Origin of the sequence: Pseudarthrobacter sp. B907, assembly GCF_040137805.1 — a bacterium.
In the GTDB taxonomy this organism is placed as follows: domain Bacteria; phylum Actinomycetota; class Actinomycetes; order Actinomycetales; family Micrococcaceae; genus Arthrobacter.
The window spans coordinates 1-24,104 of record NZ_JBEEQE010000010.1 but is presented as its reverse complement, the minus strand read 5'-3'; the positions used below and the strand labels follow the sequence as shown (position 1 = coordinate 24,104).

Genomic DNA, 24,104 nt, shown 5'->3' with positions numbered 1-24,104 from the left:
GCACGCCGCGGCGGGCTCCAGCGGACCGCCCCGCTCCCGCGCCTTACGCGTCGAGCGTGTGGGCCGTGGCGACGGTCGCCCCCGCTGCGAGCTGGCGTTTGACCTGCTCAAGCTCTTCTTTGAGCTCGTCGACGGTGACGCGGTATCTGTCGAAGGCAGCAGCCCGGCGCCGTGCCGCGATGAAACTGACGACGGCGGCGACAATGGCCAGCGGGAACGACAGCAGCAGGGCCCAACCGGCCGTGCCAAGGAAGTCCAGCGCCACGGGAAGGGCGTGCTTGAAGGCCAGGAAGTCGTTCACCCCGCCGACGACGCCGTTCAGGGCTGAGTCCAGCGGGCCCAGGAACTGCCCCACCACAGGTGTGCCGGAAAACGACGGCGCGCTCAGCGGCGGTTCGACCCCGGTAGACCAGCGCGAGTCGGTGAAGTGGTTCAGGACGTAGATCCCGGCGGCAGCGTTGAGGGCCGCGAAGAGCAGGACGGAACCCAGGGCGGTCCAGTGCAGGCCGCGGCGGCCCCAGACGCCGGCCACGAGGGCGAAAGCGGCGGCCGCAACCCACGTAAAGGTCCGGAGTTCCTCGCGGCCCAGGCCAGCCAATAGATCCACGGAGTACCCCGCCTTTACGGTTGAAGTCGATGCTGGTTCAGGTCCCGAGAGAGCCTATCCCAGTCGCCTCCTTCGGGTGTACCGCGGCTGCCGCAGCGGGGCGTGCCGCGGCGACCGCCAGCCGGCCGACGAGCGACGCCGCGTCGACCGGCGCGGAGGTGTCGACCGGCACCGTCCGGCCCACGCCGAGGGGGACCGCATTGGCCGACCATTCGGCCCAGTCGCGTTGTGCCGCGTTTCCGGTCGGATGAACCGCGTGGCGTTGCCGGTCCAGATAGCGTTCCCACGCCTGCCCGGGCGGGAGCTCGCACCAGACCTCCGTTACGCGGGGATTGCCGGACTGAGCCAGGCCTTCGCGGACGAAGCCAAGGTCCCGCGGCCGGTACCACCACGATTCGACGATCGCCGTGCCGGGAACCGCGGCCACCAGCTGCCACATGGTTTCGGAGGCGATCTGGCCCAGCTTGCCGCTGCCGACCCGGCCCAGGCACAGATCCGCGAGGGCTTCCTTGATGCTGTCCTTGGAGACCACCGGCACGCCCAGTTCGTCCCCGAGCTGCGCCGCCAGGGTGCTTTTGCCCGCGCCGGGGAGTCCGTTGACCAGGATTACGGTTTCAGCCATGGTTCATTGTGGCCTGCCGGCGGCGTCCGGACCGCTAGTCTTCAGCTCATGACCTCCATAATTGCCCTCGCGTTCTGTGCGGTGCTCGGCGCCCTGGCTGTGTTCCAGCTGCTGCTCATCGTGGGCCTTCCCCTCGGCCGGTTTGCCTGGGGTGGCCAGAGCGCGGTGCTTCCGGCGCGGCTCCGGGCCGGAAGTGCCGTCGCAATCGTGGTCTATGCGGCCTTCGCGGCAGTCGCGCTCGACCGCGCCGAGCTGATCGGGGTCCTGCCATGGGACACGGTTGCGGTGGTCGCAATGTGGGTCGTCGCGGCCTACTTGTTGCTGAGCGTGCTGCCCAACCTGGCCTCGAAGAGCCGGCACGAAAAGCGCGTCATGGTGCCGGTCTCCCTTGTCCTCGCGGTGCTGGCGGTTCTTGTCGCCCTCGCCTGAGCCGTTTCAAGCCCCAGGCCTGCCACGAAGCGTTTCACAGCGGTGAACGCCAGCGCCTGGGACGCCCGCGAGGCGCGCCAGTCGCCCGGAATCTGCAGGGAGTGGTCGGCGTCGTCGATCTCAACAAACGTGGCTGCTGTCCCGGACAGGCCGGGGTAGCTCAGCCGGACAGGCGCGCCTTGGCCGCGTGTTCAACCAGGACCGGCACGAAGTCGCGGACCTGGCCACCATCCAGTGCCCGGTGTTCTTCCTGCACAGTCTCTTCAATACTGGCGCGCGAGAGGTTGGGAAATCGTTCCGCAAGGCGGTCGACCACGACCCCGAGAGCCTTCACTTCGTCGTCCCTGTTCACTCCCCAAGTGTCGCGCCCGCCGCGCCGGCCGGTCAAGGATCCCACTTGTGAAATGCGTTAGTGTCCACTAACGTATCAAGTGTGTTGGATGCCTTGGAGGTTGCTGCGGAGCCGAACCGGCGCCGTCTCCTGCAACTCCTGGCGCGCCAGGAACAAACGGTTGGCCAGTTGGCCGCGCAGTTCACTGTGAGCCGCTCCGCAGTGTCCCAGCACCTGCTCCTGCTGGAGGAGGCAGGGCTTGTAGCCGCACGCAAAGAGGGGCGCAACAGGTACTACCGGCTCGACCCCACAGGCATGGCCCGGCTCCGCAGCCTTGTCGAACAGTTCTGGACGCACGAACTGGATCTGCTGGCATCGGATGCAGCCGCCGTGGCGGTGCAGCGTCACAACCCGCCCCAACTCCCCGAGACCGACCCCACGAATTCCCGCCAAGATTAAGGACCTGTCCCATGAGCTTCGATAAGACCATCCACCTCCCCGTCACCGCTGACGAGGCATTCGCCCTGATCACCGAGCCGGAACGGCTGCGCCGCTGGCAGACGGTGGCGGCCCGGGTCGACCTTCGGATCGGCGGAGAATACCGCTGGACGGTCACCCCCGGCCATCACGCCGCCGGCACATTCCAGGAGATCGAGCCCGGCAAGCGCATCGTCTTCACCTGGGGCTGGGAATCCGGGATGGACCTGGCGCCGGGGGCATCCACCATAACGATCACCCTGGAACCCGACGCCGAGGGCACCTCGCTGCGCCTGGTCCACGACGGACTCACTCCCGAGCAGGCCGTTGCGCACGCCGAGGGGTGGAACCACTACCTGGACCGCTTGATCGCCGAAACGTCCTCCGCTGCCGGCGCCGGACCCGACGAGTGGTCCGCGGCCCCGGACCCGATCGACCACCTCAGCTCCGCCGAGGCATCACTTGCCGTTCTTCTGGGAGTGCTGCGCAAGCTCACTCCGGCAGACCGGGACAAGGCCACCCCCTGCGAGGAGTTCAACGCCCACGAACTGCTCGAGCACCTGGCCGGTTCCCTAAAGGGGATTGGCGGCGCCCTCGGCGCGAATCTGCCGGAAGACGCCGACGCCGCACCGGAGGTCCGGATCGCGGGTCTCGCCCAGCCCACCCTGGAAGCCTTCGCCCGCCGCGGTCTGGAGGGCACCATCGACATGGGATTCGCTGAACTCCCCGCGACCATGGTGGCCGGCATCCTCAACCTTGAGTTCCTCGTCCACGCCTGGGACTTCGCCAAGGCCTCCGGCCAGGAGCTAGTTGTGTCCGACGTTCTCACCGACTATGTCGAAGGCCTTGCCCAGGCAACCATCTCCGAGCAGGTCCGTGCCAGCGGCAGCTTCGCGAGCGCCCAGCCGGTGGCGGAAACCGCCGGGAGCCTGGAACGCCTGATCGCGTTCACCGGCCGAACCGTCGCCGCCTAGAGCCTTCACCCCAACCACCCCGGCACAACAATCAGGAAAGCAGGACCACATGTCCAAGTTCGTTTTTATCTACCACGCACCGATGACTCCCGCGGAGGCGGCGCCGCCCGCCCCGGAAGACATGGCGGCCGTCATGGGGCAATGGAACGCCTGGGCCGGGAGAGTCGGTACCGGCCTCATCGACTTCGGCACCCCGCTGGCCAACGGCGTCCGCGTATCCGCCGACGGAGCCACCGCGCCGAGCCAGCGTGAAGTCGCCGGCTACAGCATCATCGAGGCCGAAAACCTGGAGGCCGCGGTTGAGCTCGCCAAGCAGCACCCGCACCTGAACATGCCGGGCGGCTGCGAAATCGAGGTCCACGAGGCCCAGCAGATCCCCGGAATGTAGCCCGCGGCCCGGCGTCGCGGGCGTGCCGGCGGCGGAGGCTGTCACGTGAAGAGACCGTCGCCGATGTAACCTCCCGCCCGGGTTCCCGGCGGAACCGCAAAAAGTCCAGAGCCGGTGTGTTTGAGGTACTCCACGGCCAGGGTGTCTTCCTTCGCCATGGCCCGCTGCATGGGCACGTAGTGGGTCCGGGGGTCCGTGACAAAGGCGATGAAGAACAAGCCGGCGTCGAGGTGCCCCAGGCCGTCCGAGCCGTCGGCGTAGTTGTAGCCGCGCCGGAGCATCTTGACTCCGTGGTTCCGGTTTGGGTGTGCGATCCGGACGTGGGCTTTCAGCGGGATCAGCGGTTCCCCGGAGCTGCCCTTGATCTCAAAGTCTGGGGCGGTGAATTCCTCGCCGCCGGAGAGCGGGGCCCCCGCGGCCTTAGTGCGTCCGATCAAGCCCTCCTGCTCGCGGAGCGAGGTCCGGTCCCAGATCTCGATGTGCATCCTGATCCTGCGCGCGACAAGGTAGGTGCCGCCGGCCATCCATGCCTCTTCCGGGCGGGTTCCCGCCCTGGCCCACACATGCTGGTCCAGCAGGGCGGTGTCCTCGGCCTTGAGGTTGTTGGTGCCGTCCTTGAAACCGAAGAGGTTCCGTGGCGTGGCCTGCGACCGCGACGTGGAGGAGGTCCGGCCAAAACCCAGCTGGGACCAGCGGACCCGCGTCTGCCCGAATCCGATCCGGGCCAGGTTCCGGATGGCGTGGACCGCCACCTGCGGGTCGTCGGCGCAGGCCTGCACCACGATGTCCCCGCCGGTGCGTCCGGGCTGCAGGCCATCGCCGGGGAAGTGCGGCAGGTCGATCAGGGCGTCCGGGCGGCGGCCGTGCAGGCCGAACCGGGCCTTGCCGTCCTTCTCGAACAGGCCCGGGCCGAAACCAAAGGTAATGGTGAGCTTTGCAGCACCCAGGTCCAGCGCCTCGCCGGTGTCCTCGGGCGGGGCGTCATACGGGCCGTCGACGGCGCCGGTGGCGCCCGTGCTGCGCCCCGCGGTCATCGCCTCCGCGGCGGCGGTCCAATCCTGGAGGAGCCGGATCAGGGCCGCCCGGTCCTCGGTGACGACGTCGAAGGCCGCCATATGCAGGCGGTCCTGGGCCGGCGTGATGATGCCCGCCTGGCGGTCGCCGCGGAAGGGGATGCTATCCCGGGGCGCCACCAGTGGAGCGGCCGCGGCGGCAACGGGGTCGTGGCCGAAGAAACCTGCTGCCAGGCCGGCGACGGCGCCCCCAGCGCCGGCCAGGGTCAGGAGTCCGCGGCGGGACAGGCCGCTGCTCCCGGAGCCGGAGCCGGAGCCGGAGTCCGTGCCGGCGCCGGGCGCCGCGCCGCCGGCCGGCGTTTGATCACCGGCCGGCGTCGGCTCGCCGGGGCTGCCGCTGATGGGGCAACCGCTCACAGGGCTACCGCCGACGTGAGCCGGGCGAGCGGTTCGCCCAGGGCATCGACCAGGGATGCGAGCTGCTGGACCTCGGACTGGCTGAGCTCGTTGTAGAAGGCGAAGCCGCTGCCGGTGGAGTGTTTCTTGAGCCCGGCCTGCAGCGCCGCGAATTTCTCCTCGAGGACTCCGGCCAGGGCAGGGTCCTGCTGTTGCAGCGCAGGTTTCAGGCTCTCGAAGGCGATCCGGGCGCCGTCGACGTTGGCCTGGAAATCCCACAGATCGGTGTGGGACCAGATCTCCTCCTCGCCGGTGACTTTGCCTGTGGCGACCTCGTCCAGGAGTTCCTTGGCGCCGTTGCCGAGCTGGTCAGCGGAGAGCTCCACCGTCCGGGTGCGTTGAGCCAGCTCCTCGGTGTCGGCGACGAGCTGGGTGGCCACGGCGGCGCGCTCCGCCGGGGCGAGGGGAGTGTAGCCGGCGGGCGGGAACAGGTCTTTTTCGGCCCGGTGCCAGCCGGTCCAAGCCTGGCCCGGCTCAAGGTCGGCCTCGCGGGCATCGAGCTTGGGGTCGAGGTCCCCGAAGGACTCGGCCACCGGCTCGATGCGCTCCCAGTGCATGCGGGTCGCGGCGTAGAGCCCGCGGGCCGTGGCCGCGTCCCCGGCGGCGTAGGCGGCCGCGAACGCCTTGGTCCCGTCCACCAGCTGATTGGTTTGGTCCGACACGAACGCGGAGTACTGCCGGGTGCCCGTCTCCAGAAGTGCGCGAAGGCTGGCGTCAGCCGCTGGGGTGCTCGCGACCTGCCCCGGTCCGGCGGCTCCCCCCGGCGTCTTTTGGGTGTCCGCGCAGCCGCTCAGGGCCAGCGGGGCGGCGGTGAGCGCTGCAACAAAAATAAGCACTTTCCGGAATCGTGGAGCGATTTTGGGCATGGAGATACCGGGCATTGGTGTTTCCTTCTGATTGTGGTCTGATCGTGCCCTTACTTAGGTGCACCTAAGTAAGGAGATTACCCACCCGAGGCGATTACGCAAACTTTTTGTAGCCTAATTTTGCTTAGGCGAGCCTAAGCTAATACCATCGAACGGGTGACCACGCAGCTTGACTTCATGCGGGTGCCCTTCGCCGCCGACCTTGCGAGCTACGGGGACCGACCCGCCATCCTGACCGACACCCTGGCGCTGAGCTACCGGGAGCTGGCCGAACGCGTCGACGAACTCGCCCTCCGGCTCGGCACCGAGCGCAGGCTCGTTGCGCTGACCGCCGCTAACGACGTCGACTCGCTCGTCGCCTACCTGGCGGCGCTGGTGGGCGGGCACCCCCTCATCCTCCTGCCCGAGGACAAGCCGGCCGCCCTGGACTCCCTGCTTGCGGCCTACGACCCCGACGTCGTGCTGCGGCCCGGCGGCGGGCGCACGGTCCTGGAGGAGCGGCGCCCGGGCACACGGCACGAGCTCCACCCGGACCTCGCTCTCCTGCTCAGCACCTCCGGATCCACGGGCTCGCCCAAGCTGGTCCGGCTCTCGCACACCAACCTGCAGTCCAACGCCGAGTCGATTGCGGAATACCTGGGCATCACTCCGGAAGACCGGGCCGCGACGACGCTGCCCATGTCCTACTGCTACGGACTGTCGGTGATCAACAGCCACCTGCTCCGCGGCGCAGGCCTGGTCCTCACGGACCTGTCCGTCGTCGACCCGTGCTTCTGGGAGCTCTTCCGAAACCGGGGGGCGACGGCGTTCGCGGCCGTGCCGTACACGTTTGAGCTGCTCGAACGCGTGGGGTTCGCGGAGATGGAGCTGCCCGGTCTGCGCTATGTCACCCAGGCCGGGGGCCGGCTGGCGCCGGAGTCGGTCCGCCGGTACGCCGAGCTGGGCCGCCGGAACGGCTGGGACCTCTTCGTGATGTATGGCCAGACCGAGGCGACAGCCAGGATGGCCTACCTGCCGCCGGAACTCGCCGCCACCGTCCCCGGCGCGGTCGGCGTCGCCGTGCCCGGCGGTTCGTTCCGGATCGACCCGGTTCCGGGCCTGGAGCACGGCGAACTGGTCTACACCGGCCCCAACGTCATGCTGGGCTATGCCGAGACCCCGGCGGACCTCGCCCGGGGCCGGACGGTCACGGAACTCCGCACGGGCGATCTCGCCCGGAAGCACCCCGCGGGAGTGTACGAAGTGGTGGGCCGGCGCAGCAGGTTCGTCAAGATCGTTGGACTGCGCGTCGACCTGGGGCAGGTGGAACGGCTCCTGGCCGACCTCGGCGCGCAGGCGGCCGCCGCCGGGACGGACGACGGCGTCGTAGTCGCCGTCGAGGGCGACCAGGACACCCGACTGCTGGGCAAGGTCCTCGCCCAGGGCATGGGGCTGCCGCGCGCGGCCCTCGAACTCCACGCCGTCGAGCAGCTTCCGCGCCTGGGGACGGGCAAACTCGACTATCAGGCCGTCCTGGCGCTGTCCCGGCCCGAGCGCGGGCCCGCGGCCGCGGCACCGGGCGCCGACGCTGTCGCCGTCGGCCCCGGCAGTGTCCGCGGGATCTTCCGGGACGCCCTGGAGTGCGAGGAGATTGCCGACGGCGACACTTTCGTCTCGCTCGGCGGGGATTCGCTGTCCTACGTGGCAGCTTCGGTCCGGCTGGAGCAGGTCCTGGGCCACCTTCCCCAGGACTGGCACGTGACCCCGGTCCGGGACCTGGAGCAGCGCGCGGGCGGGGCGCCGGTGCGGAAACGGCGGCGCTTCTTCGCCCCGCTCGAGACGGGCACCGTGTTGCGGGCGGTGGGGATCGTCCTGATCATCGGCACCCACGTCGGACTCTTCAAGTGGCAGGGCGCAGCCCATGTCCTGATGGCCGCGGCCGGGTACAACTTTGCCCGCTTCCAGCTGTCCGGTGACCGCATCCCCAGGCTGCGGCGGCAGCTGGCGAGCCTGGCCAGAATTGTGGTGCCCAGCATGGCGTTCATCCTGTTCGCCTATCTGGCGACCGACAACTACACCCCGGCCAACGTCCTGCTCCTGAACGCCGTCATCGGGCCCGAAGCGGTGACCACCCAGTGGCATTTCTGGTTCATCGAGGTCCTTGTCTACCTGCTCCTGGCCATGACAGCCTTGCTGGCCGTCCCCTGGGCGGACCGCGCCGAGCGGCGGTTTCCCCTGCTTCTGCCGCTGGCCCTGACCGGCGCCGGCCTCCTCACCCGCTACGAGCTGGTGCATCCCGGTGTTCCGCACACGGCGCCCGCACTCTGGCTCTTCGCCCTGGGCTGGGCCATTGCACGGTCCCGGACGGCGGCCCAGCGCGGCGTGGTCTCGGCCATTGCCGTGCTGACCGTTCCGGGGTTCTTCGACGACGCGGCCCGGGAGGCAACGCTCCTCGCTGGGATTCTGCTGCTCATCTGGCTTCCCACCGTTCCGGTGCCGAAGGGCCTCCGCCGCCTCACGGTGCTGCTGGCGAGCGCCTCGCTGTATGCGTACCTGGTGCACTGGCTGGTGTACCCGCCGCTCGCCGGAATCAGCCCGGTCCTCGCCGTGGCGGCCTCGCTCGCCGCGGGGGTGGCGTACTGGGCGCTGTGGACCCGCGTAATGTCTGCGGCCAGCCGGTGGTGGACCGGCGCGCAGCTCCGCAGGGCGGCCCGGCGGCTGAAAGGTCAGGGGCCGGAGAGCTCCAGCCGCGGATAGAGGACGTCGAAACCCGCGCTGAGCCCGCCGTTCAGCGCCCCGATCACGTGGCCGCCATTGGGAACCTCGTGGTACGTGACGGTCATCCCCGCGGCAGTTGCCGCGGCGGAAAGGTGGCGGGCCGCCTCCAGATACACCGGATCGTCGGTGGACGCCGTGAAGATCGCGGTGGTGTCCGGGTACTTCCGCTGCGTCAGGATGTTGGCTGGTTTCTCGGCGTCGTAGGCCGCCTGGCTGCCGCCGAACATCTCCCGAAGGTTGGTCTCCGGATCTTCCGCGCCCGGGTATTCCTCCCCGGAAATGTCTAGGACGTTGCCCCAGACGGAGGGATACTTTGCCGCGAAAGAGATCGCGCATTGGCCGCCGTGGGAATAGCCGGCGATGGTCCAATACTTGCGATCGTCGATGATGTGCAGGTGGCCCCGCGCCCAGTCGACCACGTCGCGGTTAATGAACGTCTCGGGACGTCCGTGGAGCGGCGAATCCAGGCAGAGATTGTCGACGGCGGGGTTTCCGAGTTGGTCTGCGACGATCACGATGGGGGCCAGCCCGTCGTGGCGTGCGGCAAAGTCATCCAGAGCCGTCTTGACGTACTGGGGGTCCGGATTCCCGGGCTGCCCCATCATAAAAACCACCAGCGGCAGGGCGGGCGGGTCGGCCACCAGGGCCGCCGGGGGAAGGTACAACCCCGCCGGCCGCGAGGCGAAACCGGACACTGTTGGCGGGATGGCGACCTGGGCTGCCGTTCCCTCCGGCGGCAGCTGCTCCGGAGCCTTCCAGCGCTCCCACAGCGGCGCCTGATGCTTGGTCGGGATGCGGGGTTTGATGGGATCCAGCTCGATTCTGGGGGCAAGGGAAATCCCCAGCAAGGACGCCACAGTCGGGTGCAGACCGTAGTGGGCGTTGACTCCCAGCACCGCGGTGACGGCAAAAACGACGGCCGCTGCGCACGCCAGCGCTTTCCGCCACGGCCGTGATCGCCGGAAGCTGGCCGCGCAGATTCCCAGCCCCGCAAAACACGCGATCACCCAAAGCCGGACTTGCCACCCCAGCGGGCTGCCGAAGGCGTGGATAAGGCCCTCCGAAACAATCAGGACCGCGGCACCGACGGCGGCGCCAACCACCCCCGCCTTGGCCGGGAAGACCAGGAGCCGCAGCCGGCGTCCGAGCAGAAGGGCGACGGCGCAACCCACGCTCAGCGCGTAGAAGGTCAGGATCAGGGGGCCGTCAACGATGTTGAGGGTCAGCAAGAAGGAATCCATTGAACCCAAGACTGCGTGATACGGGGACCATCCCCGGCCGGGACGGCAGCTCCCGCGGCGTGAGGGGGCCGGTGCAAACAATCAACCAGAGCAGGCTGCGGCTCCGGTCATCGAGTTGATCATACTGCCGCGGCTGGCGCCCGGCCGAGGGGGAGGACGTAACCACGAACGGGCAAAGGAAACGCCACCCGGCAGCCGGCGGGTGGCGTTTCCTGACGTTCGCTGTACCGGCAACGAGAGGCCGGCCAGAGGGGCTTACTTGTCGCGGTTTTCGGCGTCGTCCTCGTTCTTGGTGACGGACGCGACGGCGCCGGTCTGTTCGTCGAGCAGGACTTTGCCGGTGCGGGGCTCCTCGAAGTTGAACATGGCGTTTACGGAGCCGGCCGTGGCGTCGGCGGAGGCGTCGCCGATCTGGCCCGTGTGCCAGTTCTCCTCAATGAAGCGCAGGACTGAGGCCTGGTCGGTCTCGGTGTGGTCCACAAAGTTCTTCTTTGCGTACGGGGAGATGACCACCAGCGGCTGGCGCGGGCCCGGTCCGCAGCGGTCGGCGTAGCCACCGGCCATGGGAACTCCGCTGGCTGCGGCGTTCTGGCACCAGGCGGCGTCGTCGGGACTGTTGGATGAGTTCTTCACCTTGGCAGCTGCGTGGTCGTACCAGCCGTCGGAGTCGTCGTACGCGAGCACGACGGCGGTGTTCTCCCAGTTCTTGGACTTCTGGATCTGGTTGACGGTGTTGGTGATGAATTTCTGCTCGTCGATCGGGTCGGAGTAGGCGGCGTGGCCGTCCTGGGACATTCCCGCCTTGAGGAAGGACACGGCAGGCATGTTGTCCGTGTCGAGGACCTTGTTGAACGCGGTGAGGTCGTACTGGTGGTTGGCCTGGCCGTTGTGTCCGATCTCCGCGTCCGACGCCGGCGCCAGGTGGTGCGGGTTGGCGGTGGAGGCGTAGTACTGGAACGGCTGGTGGTGCGGGGAGTAGTCAACGACGCTCGCGCCGGCCGCGTTCGTGTGGCTGGACAGGCATGACGCCGGAGTCGTGGCGGTGGCTGCGGTGGTCGGCGTGAAGCCGCCCTGGAACCAGCCCCACGACGTGCCCTTGGCGTTGAGCAGGTCGCCGATGTTCTTGCCGTTCATGCCGGCAAGATTGTTGGTCTTGGCGTGGCTGTTGTTCGAGCAGTCGTCGTAGACCGGATCCGGGTCGTTGATGACCGTGCCGACGCCCTTGGCATCCGGCTGGCGGACGGCGTAGTCGCTGGTGGAAGACGCGGTGGGCTGCCCCGTGGCGGTGTATTCGGTGGCCCCGTGGGTCTGTCCGGAGACCAGGTTCAGCGCACCCGGGGTGGAGGGCCCGAAGACGGTGCTGTAGTGGTTGTCGCTCATGGCGTAGTGCTGGGCGTAGTTCCAGATGCCGGTGACAGTGTTGCCATCGTAGTAGTCCATTGTCAGCCCGGGGCGCCCGTACTGGTTGGCGCCGCAGGCATCCCGGCTGGTGTACTCAACAAACTTGTTCATCAGGCCGCCGTTGTACGCCTTCTGCTCGGCGCCGTAGTTGTGGTCCTGGTCGCAGGTGACGGCCTGCTGGGGCGAGAGCCGGGAAGGCTGGACCGCGTTGGGGTTGTTGGGCGCCAGCAGGCCGGCGGAAGCCAGGGTGTTGATGTCCTTTGGCGTGTTCTTTGCCGCCGTGAAGGCTGCAGCCTTGGCGCCGCTGCCCTGCTGGGTTTCACCCGGAATGTTGGCGGCCTTGGGGTAGGTGGCGAAGTAGTGGTCGAACGAGACGTTCTCCTGGAAGATCACCACCACGTGCTTGATCGGCGTCGCCGTGCCGCCGTGGTTCTCGAGCGCGGCGGCCGGACCTACACCGAAGCCGACCAGGCCGGCGGTCAGGGCCGAGGCCGCCAGCGCTGTGGCGCTCGTGGCTGCGGCCACGCGCCTTCGGGTGAAGCGTTGAGCTGAATGAGGCATGGGGTATCCAATCGTTCCTGTTCGGGCGTGGCGGTGTAGGGGGCGTTACTTGGCCGGGGTGACGGTGGCTTCGTAGGTGAGGATTTCGGTGCCGTTGCCCTCTTCGCCGTTGTCGGGGGCCACCTTCATGGTGAGGTGGTCGCCGTCGGCGGTCATCTTGAAGGGGTTGCGAGTGGCGACGTGCCCGGCAGTGGACCACTGCTGGAACGGGACCTCGCGGGTTACGCCGTGGGACTTGAGGTCGATCATTGCCATGCCGCCAAGTTCGTACGTGGCACCGGTGCCGCCGGCAGCCGGGGTCTGCGGCAGGTTGGTGATGCCGCCACAAAGCATCTTGGAGTTGGGCACGTACTGGCAGTCCTGGTAGTCGATGAAGAAGTTCGGGTTCTCCCAGGTTGCGAGCTGCTTGCCCTGAAGATCCCATTCGGCGAAGCGGCGCGAGCCCCAAGTGTTGCCGACCAGGTGGCCGGTCTGCTTGTCCAGCACGATGCCGCCAAAGTGGTCCGGCACCTCGAACTGCTTGTGCACGTCGAGGGTGGTCGCGTCGACCTTGTAGATGATCGCACTGCTGTTGGGCCGGTACTGGGCCACCGGGACCCAGACGTTGGTGCCGTCGAAGTCGATGCCGCCCGGGTGGTACATGTCCCCTTCGCCTAGGATGATGTCCTTCTGCAGGTTCCCGGCCTTGTCCATCACAAACAGGTGGCCGATGCCCTTGCCGGGCGTCCGGTCAAATCCGTTTTGCGGGGTCGGAAACTTTGTGGTGGGTTCGGTGATCTGTACGGCCGAGAGGAAGATGTGGTCCTGGCTGTAAGCGATTCCCTCGGTGTGGTACGTGGGGAAGTTCAGCTTCAGCTTGGACGTCTGCTGCCACTTCGTGTTGCGGTCGACGCCGTTGAACGCGTCGGCCAGTGCGGTATCCGTTTCATGGTGCGTACCGGCGTCGTTTCCGCCTTGCTGGTTATTGTTGCCTGCAGCCTGGGCGGCCGCGGTGCCGCCGATTGCGGACGCTGCCAGGACGATGGATGCGGCGGCCGTCAGGATGCCTCGGGTGCGCGTGGTGCTCATGGGGGGAGCCTCTCAAAGGTCGAATCTCTGGGACTCCCCAAGTTACTTACTGGTAATGAACCCTGCGTGGAGGGTTAGTGAACAGCAAGCTGACTATCTGTCGGGCGGCGCGGCGGCCAGCGTGGCGCTAGGCCGACTCAAGGACTCGTTTGAGGGTGTCCAGCTGGTCCACCTCGGCGCGCATGGTCCGGGCTATCATCGGGCCCACAACTTTCATAAGTCCCTTGGGCTCAAGGTTCAGGCTGAAGCGAACGGTGGTTCCGCCCGTAGCTTCGCTCAGGCGGTAGGTTCCGGCTGGACGTGCCGGGCCCGCGACAACCTGGAAGTCCAGCCGCTTCCCGGGGTCCGCGGCGGTGATCTCGTAGTCACCGGTGATGGGCCGCCCGCCGGGCCCAGTGAGCGTCTGGGCGTAGACTGCCCCGACGGCACCCGGGGTGCCGGACTTCAGCGCAATGCTCTGAATCCCCGTCCGCCATGCAGCATTGTTCAGCCCGTCTGCGAGGAATGCATATACGTCCTCGGGTGAACGGTTGATGGTGACTTCGTTCTCGGCGTGAGCCATGGATGCCCCTCCTAGTTTTCCGGCTGCCGGTTCCCTGACTGGGACGAGCCGGCACTGACCACACTCTACTGCGCCGTGTTGTCCAGCTGAGTGGCCCCGCCGCGCCTAGACTTGGCCGAATGACGCCAGAACCAATCCTTGCCGCCAACGGGAAGAACTCCCTATGCGTCAATGGCGGCATCATTGAGTCGGTTTGGGTGCCGGGGTCGTTCGTGGACGTCGTCGACGCCAGGGATGCCATGCGGGCCACGGCCCAGCTCGCCGAGGCGGGGCGGATGCCGATGCTTTCCGTGATGACGGACGTGGAAATCAGCGCCGCGGCGCGCTACGAGTTCGCGAAGTCGGTTGATGTGCTCGCCATCGCCGTGCTGGGTTCCAGCGCGGTGGACCGCGTCGTGGCCGCGGCAACCAGCAGGGACAGCCAGTACCCGCACGAATTTTTCACGTCAAGGAACGACGCCGTGGCCTGGCTCAACGGGTTCGTCTCCGGCTCCGGGGGCCTTAGGCAGGACGAACCCGACTCCGCCATGGCGCCGCGCTCCCGTTAAGACCCTGCTCGACTGATTCCCTGCCCGACGCCGGCTACGTCCCCAGGATCAGGCCGGCGAGCTGCCGGGGGCGGCTGATGAACGGGGAATGGCTCGCATCCAGGCTGACCATGGTGGTGCAGCGTTCGCCGATTTGGTCCTGAAGCCCGGGGCTCAGGGCCCGGTCCTGTTCGCATCTGAGGTACGTGCTTCCAACGCTTTCCCACGCGATACGGCGAGGAACTCCACGGCCGTGACCGGGCCGCTGTCGCACGAGCAGCCCGGCAGCGCGCTCGCTGTCGGCTTCGGTGCAGTCGGCATAGAGGACCTCCCGGGCCCTCTCCGGCCGGATGCTGGTGCTCCCGTCCTCGTGGCGGTGTACCGCTGCGTTCACCAGCGCCCCGGCGCCGCCCAGCAGCGCACCGCTCTCGCCCGCGGCCGGCACGAAGGCCGCGACGTAGACCAGGTGGCGGACCCGGTCCAGCCCCGTGATGACGGATCCCCCGTAGGAATGGCCCACAACGACGGGCTCCGTCAGGCATCGGTCCACGGTCGCCTGGACGGTTGAAGTGTCGGCCGCGAGCGAGCCGCGGTGCAGCCGGGGGACGTGAACGGTTGCGCCCTGTCCGCGCAGTTCTTCCGCCAGGCGGTCGAAGTGCGCCGGCTGATGCCACAATCCGTGGACGAGAACGACCTCCAGCTTTTTCCTCATCGGCTCAGCGTACGGGTCCGCTAACCTCAACGGAGGTTTTCGCGCCGGCCCCGATAGGGGACCGGCCGTCGTCGCACACCCGTACCAAATAGTGCCGAACTGCTACGCTCCACATATCGGCCCGGCCCGGCCCGGCTCAGGCGGGCTGAGCAACGTTGCGTACCAGCTTCAGGTGTGAGCGAGGGATTCAGCATGACGGTTGCCGAAATCCAGGTGGACCAGCGCGTGATCGGTATCGATTCGCGGCGCTTTGCCTCGGTCGAGAAAGCGCTGGTGGAGTTGATCACCAACAGCGACGACAGTTACGCCCGACTCGAAAGAACCGGCGGGCACACCAGCGGCCGGATCCACGTGCGGTACGAGCGGCACCACACCGGCGCGGTGATCATGGTCGGCGACCAGGCGGAGGGCATGTCCTTCGAGCAGGCCGGCCGGATCCTCAGCTACGGCGGCGCGCACAGTCCGCTGGCGCGCGGCGAGGGCGACGGCCGCGGCTACTTCGGCCGCGGCCTCAAACAGGCGATCTTCGGCCTGGGCCACGGCTGGATCGAGACCATCCAGGGCGGCCGGTTCACCCGGATCGACGTCTTCCGCGGCGAGAACGGCGGTTATCTCTACGACGACGGCGGCGAGGACCGGCGCGCCTTCCCGGCCGACTATGCCCGGCTCGGCATCGACGAAGCGCCGGCCGCCAGCGGAACCCGGGTGAGCGTCGTCGTCGACAATCCCCACGTCCGGATCACCCAGTTCAGCACCCTGCTGGAGTCCCTCGCCGACAACATCTACCTGCGCGCCGTGCTGGGGCGCCGGAGCGTGGAGCTGGAACACGGGCAGCCCGGATCGGGTGAGTACCGCAACGAGCCGGTCCGGTTCCGGGAGCCGCCCGCGGACCTGCTGCTGGGGCCGGAGCTGCCCGGCAGCGTCGACTTTGAGGGCCGGGAGTACCCGTTCACCCTCACGCTGAAACGCGCCACGGACACCGAACTGACCCTCAAAGGAGACGAACGCACCAGCGGCCTCATCGTCCTCTCCGGGCAGGCCGTCCTGGACTGCCAGCTGTTCGACTTCGAAAACCAGGTGGGCACCGAATACCTCTTCGGCCAGGTGCGCTGCGACGCCCTGACCGTCATGCTGGGCCGCGGCCGGGCGGTCATCAGCGACGAGCGCGAGGGCCTGAACCTCCGGGACCCCTTTGTGGCCGCGTTCGCCCGGGCCGTGAGCCGGATGCTCGCCGACGCCGTGCAGGCCGAGAAGGAGAAGCTCACGCACCTCGAGCGCGCCACCACCTCCGGACGCACCGCGGAAATGATCGAACAGCTGCTGCAACACATGAACGAGGCCGCCGTCGTCGACCTGGGGCTGGAGACCGAGTCGCCCGGGAACGGGCTCCCGGCGGGGGATGAGGCGGCGGCGCTGCGCTTTACCACCCCGTTTTACTACCGGCCGCCGGGGCATCCGTTCCATGTAGCCCTGCTGCTGGATCCCGCCCGGCTGCCCGACGGCGGCACGCTCACCTTCGAGGCCGAGCTGCCGGGCACGATGCGGATGGAGCCAGCCCCGGCCCCGGCCGCCGTCGAGGCGCTGGGGCAAACCCGGCGGCTGGAGTGGGAGGTCACGGGGGAACGGTCCGGTGACCGGGGCGAGCTCACGGCCCGGGCCGGCGACTACTGGGCGCTCTGCGAGATCGTCATCGCCGAGCACGCCTCGCACCGCGGCGCCGACCAGCCGCCGCACCCGTCGGCCGCCGGAGCTGTGCCCGGCGACACCGGTGCAGGCGTCGGCGTCGGCGACGCCGCCGGGCAGCTAACGGCGCAGCGCCGGGAGGGACACCGGCCCGTCCGGGACCACGGCGTCGACCTCTTCACCGGGTATGAGTTCCGCAGCCTGCACAACAGTGCCGACCGGGCCGTGTACAGCGCGGAGGAGCGCAAGGTCATCATCAACACCGCCGCCCCCACGGTGCAGCTGTACGTTGACGGCCGCGGCCGGTTCCGAGATTCGGCCCGGCTGCTGCTGGCAGAGCTCTTCCTGGACGTGATCGCGGACGAGCTCGCCCGGCGGCGGGCGGAGCAGAAGGGCCACAGCGGGGACCTCGAAGCCTTCAAGAGCGCCAAGCGGGACATCATCCGCCGCTACGGCAGCGACGTCCACCGCACGTTTATGGGGTGAGTCGGCGCCCTTGACGCACGAGGCGACGCGGAATGTATTCCGCGTCGCCTCGCGCTAGCCGGTCGCGCTCACAGGTAGCTCCTGACACTCGCACGCAGGGCATCAGTGTGCTCGTAAATCTCTTCCAAAGAGCTGATCGGAACCCGGGTTTCTTCTTTGTCGCTGCCGAAGAGGCCGATGTACTTCTGGGTCCGGTTGAAATGGAGCCGTGCGATCGGCTTGCGGTTGTTGTCGTCGAGAAGCACGGCGAAGTACGACTTCGCATCGCGTTGGGAGACACGTGCAGGCTTGACCTCGCTGCACACGATTGCTCGGACGATCTGGTAGCCCTCGATTTCCTCGAGTGTTGTTTCGATCCCGTCAGCCGCTTCAAGATCGGCCTCGGCGACGGGGGCGCTGGTGACCGTCGCCGCAGCGGCGGCCTCGTCGTTCTGTGGGAAGCCGGGCGCGCCGAGTGCTTTCTTCAAGCGCTCATTCACCTGATCGTTGAGAAACTGCTTCGAGGCTTTTGCAACGAGTGCGGTGAACTGTTCCCGGACCTTCTGCGTGTAAGCGCCAGAGTAGACACGGCCGGTCAGGAATTTGACCCATTCATCTTCCGGCTCCTTGAATTGAGCAGCCAGAGTCCGCTTGAGTTCCCCGATGTACTTGAGCTCGCCGGCAGCGTTGATGATCGAATCGAGATCGAAGACATCCTTGGAGAGCTTCTGCAGTTCCGGGATGAGCGTCTCGTCGATGTCGTTGAGATCGAGAACGAGGAAAGGCTTCGCGTCCATTCGGTTCGGCGCATCCAGATCGGTGAAGAACTGGTAGATCTCGCCGTTGGTCAGGATTGCAATTCGCGCATTGGTCACGGCGAAGTAGCGGAACAGTTGCGAGGCGTGTTCGATCTTGACGGGTTCAGTGGACTTCTTGCATTCGATCAGGATCTGGACTTCGCCGTCCTTGACGATTGCGTAGTCGACCTTTTCGCCCTTCTTGAGGCCTACATCCGCGATGAACTCGGGGACGACTTCCAACGGATTGAAGACGTCATAGCCGAGGATCGTGGAGATGAAGGGCATAACGAACGCGTTCTTCGTTGCCTCTTCGGTCTGAATGACGCCCCGCTGCTGTCGCACCTTTGCCGCCAGCGGACAGTTTTTCTGCAAATTCCATGCGTCCCCCTAGAAAACTAATGATTGTTCTTTCAATTTATCGCAGGCCACCGACAACGCTAGACACCGAACCCATGTGGCCCGCTGTGCGGCCCGGATGCGTGGGCCGGTGCCCGAGCTGCCGCCAACCCATTGACACCCCGGCGGGTCGGGGATTATTCTACAACCAAATGGTTGTAGATCAGTTGAATGACGAAGCGGTGGACCGCCTGTTCCAGGCGTTTGCCGATTCGACCCGCCGGGACATCGTGCGCCGCGTGACGGTGGGGGAGTACTCAGTCTCCGGGCTCGCCGCGCTCTACGCCATGAGTTTTGCCGCCGTCCAGAAACATGTGGCGGTGCTTGAACGCGCTTCCCTGGTGACCAAGGAGAAGCGCGGAAGGGAGCAGATTGTGCGGGCCAACCACGACGGACTGCAGAAGGCCCGCCGGCTGCTCGATGAGTACGAAGTCATTTGGCGGCAACGGTCAGAGCGGATCGCGGACCTGCTCGCCGAAACGGATCCACCGAACGGCCCACCGGGCAGCAGCCGGGCGGAAGCCGGCGAAGAATGATAGGAAAGGGTTGGACATGACAGTCATCAGTTCAGTCAAGAACCTGGAGGCGCTGAGCCTCAGTGTCGTGGCGGAGTTCGACGCCGGCGTCGAGCGCGTCTGGCAGATCTGGGAGGATCCGCGCCAGCTGGAGCGCTGGTGGGGCCCGCCCACGTGGCCGGCGACCTTTGAGAAGCACGACTTTGTCCCCGGCGGCGAGGCCAGCTATTACATGACCGGTCCCGGCGGGGAGAAAGCCCGCGGCTGGTGGCGCTTTGTGGCGCTGGAGGCCCCGCACCGCCTTGAGTTCGATGACGGCTTCTCGGACGACAGCGGCGAGCCGGTGGCCGAGATGGGCACGATCCACGGCGTCGTGACGCTGGAACCGATCGGTGACCGCACCCGGATGACGGTGCTGTCCACTTTCGAGACCGAGGACCAGATGGAGAAGATCGTCGCCATGGGCATGGAGGAGGGCATGAAGGGGGCACTGGGCCAGGTGGACGCAATCCTCGCCGACTCCGTCCGCGCCTGACGGGCGCAGAGGACAAACACTACGGGAGGACGACGGCGGGTATCCCGCCGTCGTCCTCCCGTACTGAGCTAGTTGTGCAGGGCGGCGTACAGGTTCAGGCTGGCCGAGAACACCAGCCAGGAGACGTAGGGCAGCATCAGCAGGCCCGCCGTCGTGCTGATCGGTCCGAAGCGCAGCACGGCAGCGGCCGCCACTGCGGCGTGCGCTGCGATCACCAGCAGCGCGAGCCACAGGGCGGCGGTCCCCAGCATCGGGTACAGGCCGAAGAACATCAGCGGCCACGACAAATTCAGCAGCAGCAGGCCGGCATAGACAGTAAGGGCCTTCCGGCGCGGGAAGAGCTGCTGCCGCCAGACCAGCCACGCCGCCAGCGCCATCGCCGCGTAGAGTGCCAGCCAGGCCGAGCTGAACATCCAGCCGGGCGGGGTCCAGGGCGCCTTGTCTGCCGCCGCGTACCAGCCGCCGTTCATCCTGATCGGCAGGGAGCCCAGCAGCGATACCGCGAGGGACACCGCGAGAAAACCGATGAGGGCCGCCAGCCGGCGCGGGCGGGTGGCGGGGGCGGGGGTGCCCGGGGCGCTTAGTTCAACGTTCAAGAGCACTGACTCACTGTGGACAACCGCCCTCCCTCCCGTCAAACTACGACGGCGGGACCTTGCGCAGTCGTCACCATCCTCTACGTCTGGAAGGACATCATGGGCAACGAAGCTTCATGGCAGGAAACCATCACCCCGGGCCGTTTTGCCGGCAAGACGGTGATCGTCACGGGCGCCGGCTCCGGCATTGGCCTGGCCACCGCGCTCCGCGTCGCGAAGGAGGGCGGCAGGGTGGTCGCGGCGGACATCAGCAAGGAACGCCTGGATGACCTCGTGACCCAGAACGCAGGCCTGGATCTTGTGCCGGTGGCCGGCGACATCTCCACCGAGGAGACCGTCGCCGCCGTCGTGGCCGCCGCGGGCGGGCGCGTGGACGCGCTCGCGAACGTCGCGGGCATCATGGACAACTTCGCCCCGGTCCACGAGGTGGACGACGCCGTCTGGGAGCGGGTCTTCCGGATCAACGTCACTGCCCTGATGCGCCTGACCCGCGCCGTCGTCCCGCTGATGCTCGAGGCAGGCACCGGCTCCGTGGTCAACGTGACGTCCGAGGCCGGGCTGCGGGGGTCCGCCGCCGGTGCTGCCTACACCGCGTCGAAGCACGCCGTCGTCGGCCTGACCAAGAACTCCACGGTGATGTACGGGCCGAAGGGTCTGCGCTTCAATGCGGTGGCGCCCGGGGCGACGATCACCAACATCGTGGCGGACTGGGGCTCCCAGCTGGCCGCCGAGCGGCTCGGCCCGCTGATGGGCGCCAACATCCCGACCCCGGCGACGGCGGCGCAGCTGGCGGCGTCGATCACCTTCCTGCTCAGCGACGACGGCACCAACGTCAACGGCGCCATCCTCGCGTCCGACGGCGGCTGGTCCGCGCTTTAGCGCAAGGCCATCCCGGACGCTCCCTCAGGTTTGGTGGTTTCTTGACGGACGCTCCCTCAGATCACCTGAGGGAGCGTTGGTAGATTTGCCGCCACACCTGAGGCAGGGTTTGTCGTTTGGCTGCCGGAGGTGAGGGAGGGTCCGAATTCGCACGCACGCGCAGTTCGCGAAATGATGTGGGCATGGAGCACACGGACCAGCAGCCCTGGGTGAAGAACTACCAGCCGGGCGTCCCGGCCGAGATCGAACTGCCGACGGAGTCGCTCGTCGCCATGTTGGAGCGGTCCGTGGCCGAGGCCGGCAGCGCGCCGGCCCTGGAGTTCTTCGGGCGCCGGACCAGTTACACGGAGCTCGGCGAGCAGGTGGACCGGGCTGCCGAAGGCCTGCGCCGGCTCGGGGTCCGGGCCGGCGACCGGGTGGCCTTGATCCTGCCCAACTGCCCGCAGCACGTCGTCGCCTTCTACGCGGTGCTGCGCCTGGGCGCCGTCGTGGTCGAGCACAACCCGCTGTACACCTCCCGCGAACTCCGCCACCAGTTCGAGGACCACCAGGCCCGCGTTGTGATCGCCTGGGACAAGGCCGCGGCCGCCATCCGCGAGTTCCCCTCCGACGTCGAGATCGACCACGTGGTCTCGGTCAACCTGCTGGAGGCCTTCCCCGCGGCCAAGCGGTTCGCCCTGTCCCTGCCGGTGGGGAAGCTGCGCGAGACCCGGGCCTCGCTGACGGCCCCCGCGCCGGGAACCATGCCCTGGAAGGAACTCCTCGGCCACGGCCGGATCGACCCCGCGCACCCCCGCCCCGCGGTGACCGACCTCGCCGCGATCCAGTACACCTCCGGCACCACCGGCCGGCCCAAGGGCGCCATGCTCACGCACTTCAACCTCTACGCCAACGCCCTGCAGGGCGAGGCCTGGATGGCCGGCGCCGAGTACCGCAAGGAAATTTTCTACGCGATCCTGCCGATGTTCCACGCCTTCGGCATGACGCTCTACCTGACCTACGGCATCCGCAAGCAGGGCCTGCTGGTCCTGTTCCCCAAGTTCGACCCGGACCTGGTGCTGGCCGCGATGAAGAAATCGCCCGCCACCGTCTACTGCGCGGTCCCGCCGATCTACGAGCGCACCGCCATGGCCGCCAAGGAAAAGGGTGTCTCGCTGCGGTCCTGCAAGTACTGCATCTCCGGCGCCATGAACCTGCCGGACCACGTGGTGGAGCTCTGGGAGTCCGTCTCCGGCGGCCTGCTCGTGGAGGGCTACGGCATGACCGAGTCCTCCCCGGTGGCGCTCGGCAACCCCTTCCACCCCACCCGCCGCACCGGCACCATCGGGGTGCCGTTCCCGTCCACCCTGATGAAAGTGGTCGACGTCGACGACGCCGCCGTGGAGGTCCCGCAGGGCCAGCCGGGCGAGCTGCTCATCAAGGGCCCGCAGGTCTTCCAGGGGTACTGGAACAACCCCGAGGAAACCGCGAAGACCCTCACCGCCGACGGCTGGCTGCGCACCGGCGACGTGGTGACGGTCGACGAGGACGGCTTCACCACCGTGGTGGACCGGGCCAAGGAACTCATCATCACCGGCGGCTTCAACGTCTCGCCCACCGAGGTGGAGTCCGTGCTGCGCCTGCACCCGGACGTCCGGGACGCCGCCGTCGTGGGCAAACCGCTGGAACGCGGCGGCGAGCTGGTGGTGGCCGCCGTCGAACTGGAACCCGGCACCGCACTGGACGAAGAGGCCCTGCGCGCCTACTGCCGTGAGCACCTCGCCGGCTACAAGGTCCCGCGCCGGATTGTCCCCGTCCCGGACCTGCCGCGTTCCATGCTGGGCAAGATCCTCCGGAAGCAGGTCCGTGAACAGATCCTGCCGGGCTTGTAGCGATGGGCGACGCCGCAGCGATCGACTTCACCTCCGGCGTACCCCGGCCGGGTGAGCTCACCGTGTCCTGGATCCGCGGCTCGGAGTCCGCGAAGCACAATACGGACCCGGACATCCAGGTCCACGCCTATAACGAGCACAGCTTCGTGCTGCGCCAGAACATGGCGGTCAACTACGAGGCGCCCTTTATGTTCCTGCTGTTCGGCAACGCCCGCGCCGTGCTGATCGACACCGGGGCCACGGCCCCGGCGGAGTTCTTCCCGCTGCGCCGCGTGGTCGACGGGCTGGTGGAGGCGTGGCTGGCCGCCCACCCGCGGGAGGGCTACGGGCTGTTGGTGCTCCACACCCACCCGCACGGCGACCACATTGCGGGCGATGCCCAGTTTGCGGGCCGTCCCGACACGCTGGTGGTGGACGCGGAGCGGGGCAGCGCATGGGAGTTCTTCGGGTTCACCGACGACGACGGCGGCCCGCCGGCCCGGATCGACATGGGCGGCCGGGAACTGCAGTGCTGGCCCAGCCCGGGGCACCACAGCGCCGCCGTCACTTTCTACGACCGGTACACCGGGTTCCTGCTGACCGGAGACACCGTCTACCCCGGCCGGCTCTACATCCACGACTGGCCTGCCTTTGTCCGTACCGTCGACAAGCTGGTGCGCTTCTGCGCGGAAAGCCCGGTCAGCCATGTGCTGGGCTGCCACATCGAGATGGCGGGGGAGCCCGGCGTCGACTACCCGGTGTACACGACCTACCAGCCGGACGAGCCGCCGCTGCAGATGACCGTGGAGCAGCTGGGGGACCTCCGGCGGGCCATCGACGTGGTGGACGGACGCCCGGGACGGCACGTCTTTCCCGACTTCGTACTCTGCCTCGACGGGGACTGATTAGGCCCGCGGCACCCAGCAGCCCCGACGCGCTCAGCGGGCAGCGGCCCGGCTGGGCCGGCGGCGCAAGGCCTAATGCGCCGCGATGCTCTCAGCCTCCTCGGGGCCGACGAAGCTGCAGGCCCCCGGGTGCCGCATCGGCAGCGTGCAGGTGCGGCCGGTGGGCAGGTGGACATTGGCGCACCGCCCGGTCACCGCCACGTCCTCCCGGACATGGGTGACGTGTACGCTGCTCAGGTCTTGGGGCGATGCCCCGCCGCCGGTGGGGGCGGGGCTTACGGACGGATTGTGCTCTTGGCTGTTCACGGCTGAGACTCCTTGCGATCTGCGGTGCAGGAAGGGTTCTGTGCTAATCCGAAGTCACCAGCCTCGCACGGGCGGATTAACGCCGCGTTACCGGGGTGTTAGGTTCCCGTCTCATCGAGGCCGCACCTGTTGCGGCTGCCCGCTCGTTGCGCATACTGGAAGGCAAACCCGGGATCCAGGGA

General features: G+C 67.8%; 23 protein-coding genes and 2 pseudogenes. 12 read left to right on the top strand and 13 right to left on the bottom strand.

Annotated features, from left to right (window positions below):
* Nucleotides 1-43 precede the first annotated feature (43 nt).
* Together ABLI39_RS10320 and ABLI39_RS10315 are read right to left on the bottom strand one after the other, a co-directional pair.
* On the bottom strand, nt 44-607 hold the full coding sequence (locus ABLI39_RS10320; protein ID WP_349413331.1) for a hypothetical protein: 564 nt from the start codon (nt 605-607) through the stop codon (nt 44-46).
* A gap of 37 nt (nt 608-644) precedes the next feature.
* Entirely contained in the window at nt 645-1,229 is a 585-nt protein-coding gene (locus tag ABLI39_RS10315) for a P-loop nucleotide/nucleoside kinase family protein (protein WP_349413330.1), read from the bottom strand.
* A gap of 48 nt (nt 1,230-1,277) precedes the next feature.
* Between ABLI39_RS10315 and ABLI39_RS10310 the strand changes: the two genes are divergently transcribed.
* Entirely contained in the window at nt 1,278-1,658 is a 381-nt protein-coding gene (locus ABLI39_RS10310; RefSeq protein ID WP_349413329.1) for a hypothetical protein, read from the top strand.
* Between the two features lie 160 nt (nt 1,659-1,818).
* Here the strand turns inward: ABLI39_RS10310 and ABLI39_RS10305 are convergent, their stop codons facing one another.
* Complete coding sequence (locus ABLI39_RS10305; RefSeq protein WP_349413328.1) at nt 1,819-2,010, bottom strand: three-helix bundle dimerization domain-containing protein; 192 nt, start codon at nt 2,008-2,010, stop codon at nt 1,819-1,821.
* Nucleotides 2,011-2,070: 60 nt separating this feature from the next.
* Here ABLI39_RS10305 and ABLI39_RS10300 point away from each other — a divergent pair, with 60 nt between their 5' ends.
* From ABLI39_RS10300 to ABLI39_RS10290, 3 genes are read left to right on the top strand one after another with little or no spacing between them, the layout of a single operon-like run.
* Entirely contained in the window at nt 2,071-2,448 is a 378-nt protein-coding gene (locus tag ABLI39_RS10300) for an ArsR/SmtB family transcription factor (protein ID WP_349413327.1), read from the top strand.
* A gap of 11 nt (nt 2,449-2,459) precedes the next feature.
* Nucleotides 2,460-3,440 carry a TIGR03086 family metal-binding protein gene (locus ABLI39_RS10295; RefSeq protein WP_349413326.1) on the top strand — a complete coding sequence of 327 codons (981 nt, stop codon included), beginning with the start codon at nt 2,460-2,462 and terminating at the stop codon, nt 3,438-3,440.
* Nucleotides 3,441-3,489: 49 nt separating this feature from the next.
* A complete protein-coding gene (locus ABLI39_RS10290) occupies nt 3,490-3,828 on the top strand; it encodes a YciI family protein (protein ID WP_349413325.1) in 339 nt (112 codons plus the stop codon).
* 41 nt (nt 3,829-3,869) lie between these two features.
* Here the strand turns inward: ABLI39_RS10290 and efeB are convergent, their stop codons facing one another.
* Nucleotides 3,870-5,258, bottom strand: a complete 1,389-nt coding sequence (efeB, locus tag ABLI39_RS10285) for an iron uptake transporter deferrochelatase/peroxidase subunit (RefSeq protein ID WP_349413324.1) — start codon at nt 5,256-5,258, stop codon at nt 3,870-3,872.
* A pseudogene (efeO, locus tag ABLI39_RS10280) lies at nt 5,255-6,013 on the bottom strand (iron uptake system protein EfeO); the annotation flags it as partial. The pseudogene efeO and the gene efeB, both read right to left, overlap by 4 nt.
* A gap of 306 nt (nt 6,014-6,319) precedes the next feature.
* Here efeO and ABLI39_RS10275 point away from each other — a divergent pair.
* Nucleotides 6,320-8,899: an AMP-binding protein gene (locus ABLI39_RS10275; protein WP_349413323.1), complete on the top strand. Its 2,580-nt coding sequence runs from the start codon at nt 6,320-6,322 to the stop codon at nt 8,897-8,899.
* Here the strand turns inward: ABLI39_RS10275 and ABLI39_RS10270 are convergent.
* The 4 genes from ABLI39_RS10270 to ABLI39_RS10255 form a co-directional block, all read right to left on the bottom strand.
* Nucleotides 8,869-10,161 (bottom strand): alpha/beta hydrolase, encoded by a 1,293-nt coding sequence (locus ABLI39_RS10270; RefSeq protein WP_349413322.1) that lies wholly within the window; start codon nt 10,159-10,161, stop codon nt 8,869-8,871. The genes ABLI39_RS10275 and ABLI39_RS10270 overlap by 31 nt on opposite strands.
* A gap of 255 nt (nt 10,162-10,416) precedes the next feature.
* The gene (locus ABLI39_RS10265; RefSeq protein WP_349413321.1) at nt 10,417-12,123 is read right to left on the bottom strand and encodes a phospholipase C; all 1,707 of its coding nucleotides are present in this window, start codon (nt 12,121-12,123) and stop codon (nt 10,417-10,419) included.
* A gap of 45 nt (nt 12,124-12,168) precedes the next feature.
* Nucleotides 12,169-13,191 carry a DUF6454 family protein gene (locus ABLI39_RS10260; RefSeq protein WP_349413320.1) on the bottom strand — a complete coding sequence of 341 codons (1,023 nt, stop codon included), beginning with the start codon at nt 13,189-13,191 and terminating at the stop codon, nt 12,169-12,171.
* A 127-nt stretch (nt 13,192-13,318) separates the two neighbouring features.
* Nucleotides 13,319-13,753 (bottom strand): SRPBCC family protein, encoded by a 435-nt coding sequence (locus ABLI39_RS10255; RefSeq protein WP_349413319.1) that lies wholly within the window; start codon nt 13,751-13,753, stop codon nt 13,319-13,321.
* A 119-nt stretch (nt 13,754-13,872) separates the two neighbouring features.
* Here ABLI39_RS10255 and ABLI39_RS10250 point away from each other — a divergent pair, with 119 nt between their 5' ends.
* A complete protein-coding gene (locus tag ABLI39_RS10250) occupies nt 13,873-14,301 on the top strand; it encodes a DUF7793 family protein (RefSeq protein WP_349413318.1) in 429 nt (142 codons plus the stop codon).
* Nucleotides 14,302-14,335: 34 nt separating this feature from the next.
* Here the strand turns inward: ABLI39_RS10250 and ABLI39_RS10245 are convergent, their stop codons facing one another.
* Nucleotides 14,336-14,992: an alpha/beta hydrolase gene (locus tag ABLI39_RS10245; RefSeq protein ID WP_349413317.1), complete on the bottom strand. Its 657-nt coding sequence runs from the start codon at nt 14,990-14,992 to the stop codon at nt 14,336-14,338.
* 192 nt (nt 14,993-15,184) lie between these two features.
* Here ABLI39_RS10245 and ABLI39_RS10240 point away from each other — a divergent pair, with 192 nt between their 5' ends.
* Nucleotides 15,185-17,161, top strand: a complete 1,977-nt coding sequence (locus ABLI39_RS10240; RefSeq protein WP_349413316.1) for an ATP-binding protein — start codon at nt 15,185-15,187, stop codon at nt 17,159-17,161.
* A 68-nt stretch (nt 17,162-17,229) separates the two neighbouring features.
* On the opposite strand, the pseudogene ABLI39_RS10235 reads toward ABLI39_RS10240, so the two are convergent.
* A pseudogene (locus ABLI39_RS10235) lies at nt 17,230-18,319 on the bottom strand (type I restriction endonuclease).
* A 169-nt stretch (nt 18,320-18,488) separates the two neighbouring features.
* Here ABLI39_RS10235 and ABLI39_RS10230 point away from each other — a divergent pair.
* Both ABLI39_RS10230 and ABLI39_RS10225 read left to right on the top strand, forming a co-directional pair.
* Nucleotides 18,489-18,872 (top strand): ArsR/SmtB family transcription factor, encoded by a 384-nt coding sequence (locus ABLI39_RS10230; RefSeq protein ID WP_349413315.1) that lies wholly within the window; start codon nt 18,489-18,491, stop codon nt 18,870-18,872.
* A gap of 16 nt (nt 18,873-18,888) precedes the next feature.
* Nucleotides 18,889-19,386, top strand: coding sequence for an SRPBCC family protein (locus ABLI39_RS10225; protein ID WP_349413314.1), 498 nt, complete (start codon nt 18,889-18,891; stop codon nt 19,384-19,386).
* Nucleotides 19,387-19,454: 68 nt separating this feature from the next.
* On the opposite strand, the gene ABLI39_RS10220 is transcribed toward ABLI39_RS10225, so the two are convergent.
* Entirely contained in the window at nt 19,455-19,988 is a 534-nt protein-coding gene (locus tag ABLI39_RS10220; protein ID WP_349413313.1) for a TspO/MBR family protein, read from the bottom strand.
* Between the two features lie 93 nt (nt 19,989-20,081).
* Here ABLI39_RS10220 and ABLI39_RS10215 point away from each other — a divergent pair, with 93 nt between their 5' ends.
* The 3 genes from ABLI39_RS10215 (at nt 20,082) to ABLI39_RS10205 (ending at nt 23,616) form a co-directional block, all read left to right on the top strand.
* The gene (locus tag ABLI39_RS10215; RefSeq protein ID WP_349413312.1) at nt 20,082-20,861 is read left to right on the top strand and encodes an SDR family NAD(P)-dependent oxidoreductase; all 780 of its coding nucleotides are present in this window, start codon (nt 20,082-20,084) and stop codon (nt 20,859-20,861) included.
* A gap of 182 nt (nt 20,862-21,043) precedes the next feature.
* On the top strand, nt 21,044-22,732 hold the full coding sequence (locus tag ABLI39_RS10210) for a long-chain-fatty-acid--CoA ligase (RefSeq protein ID WP_349413311.1): 1,689 nt from the start codon (nt 21,044-21,046) through the stop codon (nt 22,730-22,732).
* Between the two features lie 2 nt (nt 22,733-22,734).
* Nucleotides 22,735-23,616, top strand: a complete 882-nt coding sequence (locus ABLI39_RS10205; RefSeq protein WP_349413310.1) for an MBL fold metallo-hydrolase — start codon at nt 22,735-22,737, stop codon at nt 23,614-23,616.
* A 72-nt stretch (nt 23,617-23,688) separates the two neighbouring features.
* Here ABLI39_RS10205 and ABLI39_RS10200 read toward each other — a convergent pair whose 3' ends face one another.
* A complete protein-coding gene (locus tag ABLI39_RS10200; protein ID WP_349413309.1) occupies nt 23,689-23,922 on the bottom strand; it encodes a hypothetical protein in 234 nt (77 codons plus the stop codon).
* Nucleotides 23,923-24,104 lie beyond the last annotated feature (182 nt).

What these genes read in the sequence shown, in the direction of transcription:
- ABLI39_RS10315 (WP_349413330.1), bottom strand. Translation starts at nt 1,229, where the DNA reads ATGGCTGAAACCGTAATCCTGGTCAACGGACTCCCCGGCGCGGGCAAA.
- ABLI39_RS10310 (WP_349413329.1), top strand. Translation starts at nt 1,278, where the DNA reads ATGACCTCCATAATTGCCCTCGCGTTCTGTGCGGTGCTCGGCGCCCTG.
- ABLI39_RS10295 (WP_349413326.1), top strand. Translation starts at nt 2,460, where the DNA reads ATGAGCTTCGATAAGACCATCCACCTCCCCGTCACCGCTGACGAGGCA.
- ABLI39_RS10290 (WP_349413325.1), top strand. Translation starts at nt 3,490, where the DNA reads ATGTCCAAGTTCGTTTTTATCTACCACGCACCGATGACTCCCGCGGAG.
- ABLI39_RS10270 (WP_349413322.1), bottom strand. Translation starts at nt 10,161, where the DNA reads ATGGATTCCTTCTTGCTGACCCTCAACATCGTTGACGGCCCCCTGATC.
- ABLI39_RS10265 (WP_349413321.1), bottom strand. Translation starts at nt 12,123, where the DNA reads ATGCCTCATTCAGCTCAACGCTTCACCCGAAGGCGCGTGGCCGCAGCC.
- ABLI39_RS10260 (WP_349413320.1), bottom strand. Translation starts at nt 13,191, where the DNA reads ATGAGCACCACGCGCACCCGAGGCATCCTGACGGCCGCCGCATCCATC.
- ABLI39_RS10255 (WP_349413319.1), bottom strand. Translation starts at nt 13,753, where the DNA reads ATGGCTCACGCCGAGAACGAAGTCACCATCAACCGTTCACCCGAGGAC.
- ABLI39_RS10250 (WP_349413318.1), top strand. Translation starts at nt 13,873, where the DNA reads ATGACGCCAGAACCAATCCTTGCCGCCAACGGGAAGAACTCCCTATGC.
- ABLI39_RS10245 (WP_349413317.1), bottom strand. Translation starts at nt 14,992, where the DNA reads ATGAGGAAAAAGCTGGAGGTCGTTCTCGTCCACGGATTGTGGCATCAG.
- ABLI39_RS10240 (WP_349413316.1), top strand. Translation starts at nt 15,185, where the DNA reads ATGACGGTTGCCGAAATCCAGGTGGACCAGCGCGTGATCGGTATCGAT.
- ABLI39_RS10230 (WP_349413315.1), top strand. Translation starts at nt 18,489, where the DNA reads ATGGTTGTAGATCAGTTGAATGACGAAGCGGTGGACCGCCTGTTCCAG.
- ABLI39_RS10225 (WP_349413314.1), top strand. Translation starts at nt 18,889, where the DNA reads ATGACAGTCATCAGTTCAGTCAAGAACCTGGAGGCGCTGAGCCTCAGT.
- ABLI39_RS10215 (WP_349413312.1), top strand. Translation starts at nt 20,082, where the DNA reads ATGGGCAACGAAGCTTCATGGCAGGAAACCATCACCCCGGGCCGTTTT.
- ABLI39_RS10210 (WP_349413311.1), top strand. Translation starts at nt 21,044, where the DNA reads ATGGAGCACACGGACCAGCAGCCCTGGGTGAAGAACTACCAGCCGGGC.
- ABLI39_RS10205 (WP_349413310.1), top strand. Translation starts at nt 22,735, where the DNA reads ATGGGCGACGCCGCAGCGATCGACTTCACCTCCGGCGTACCCCGGCCG.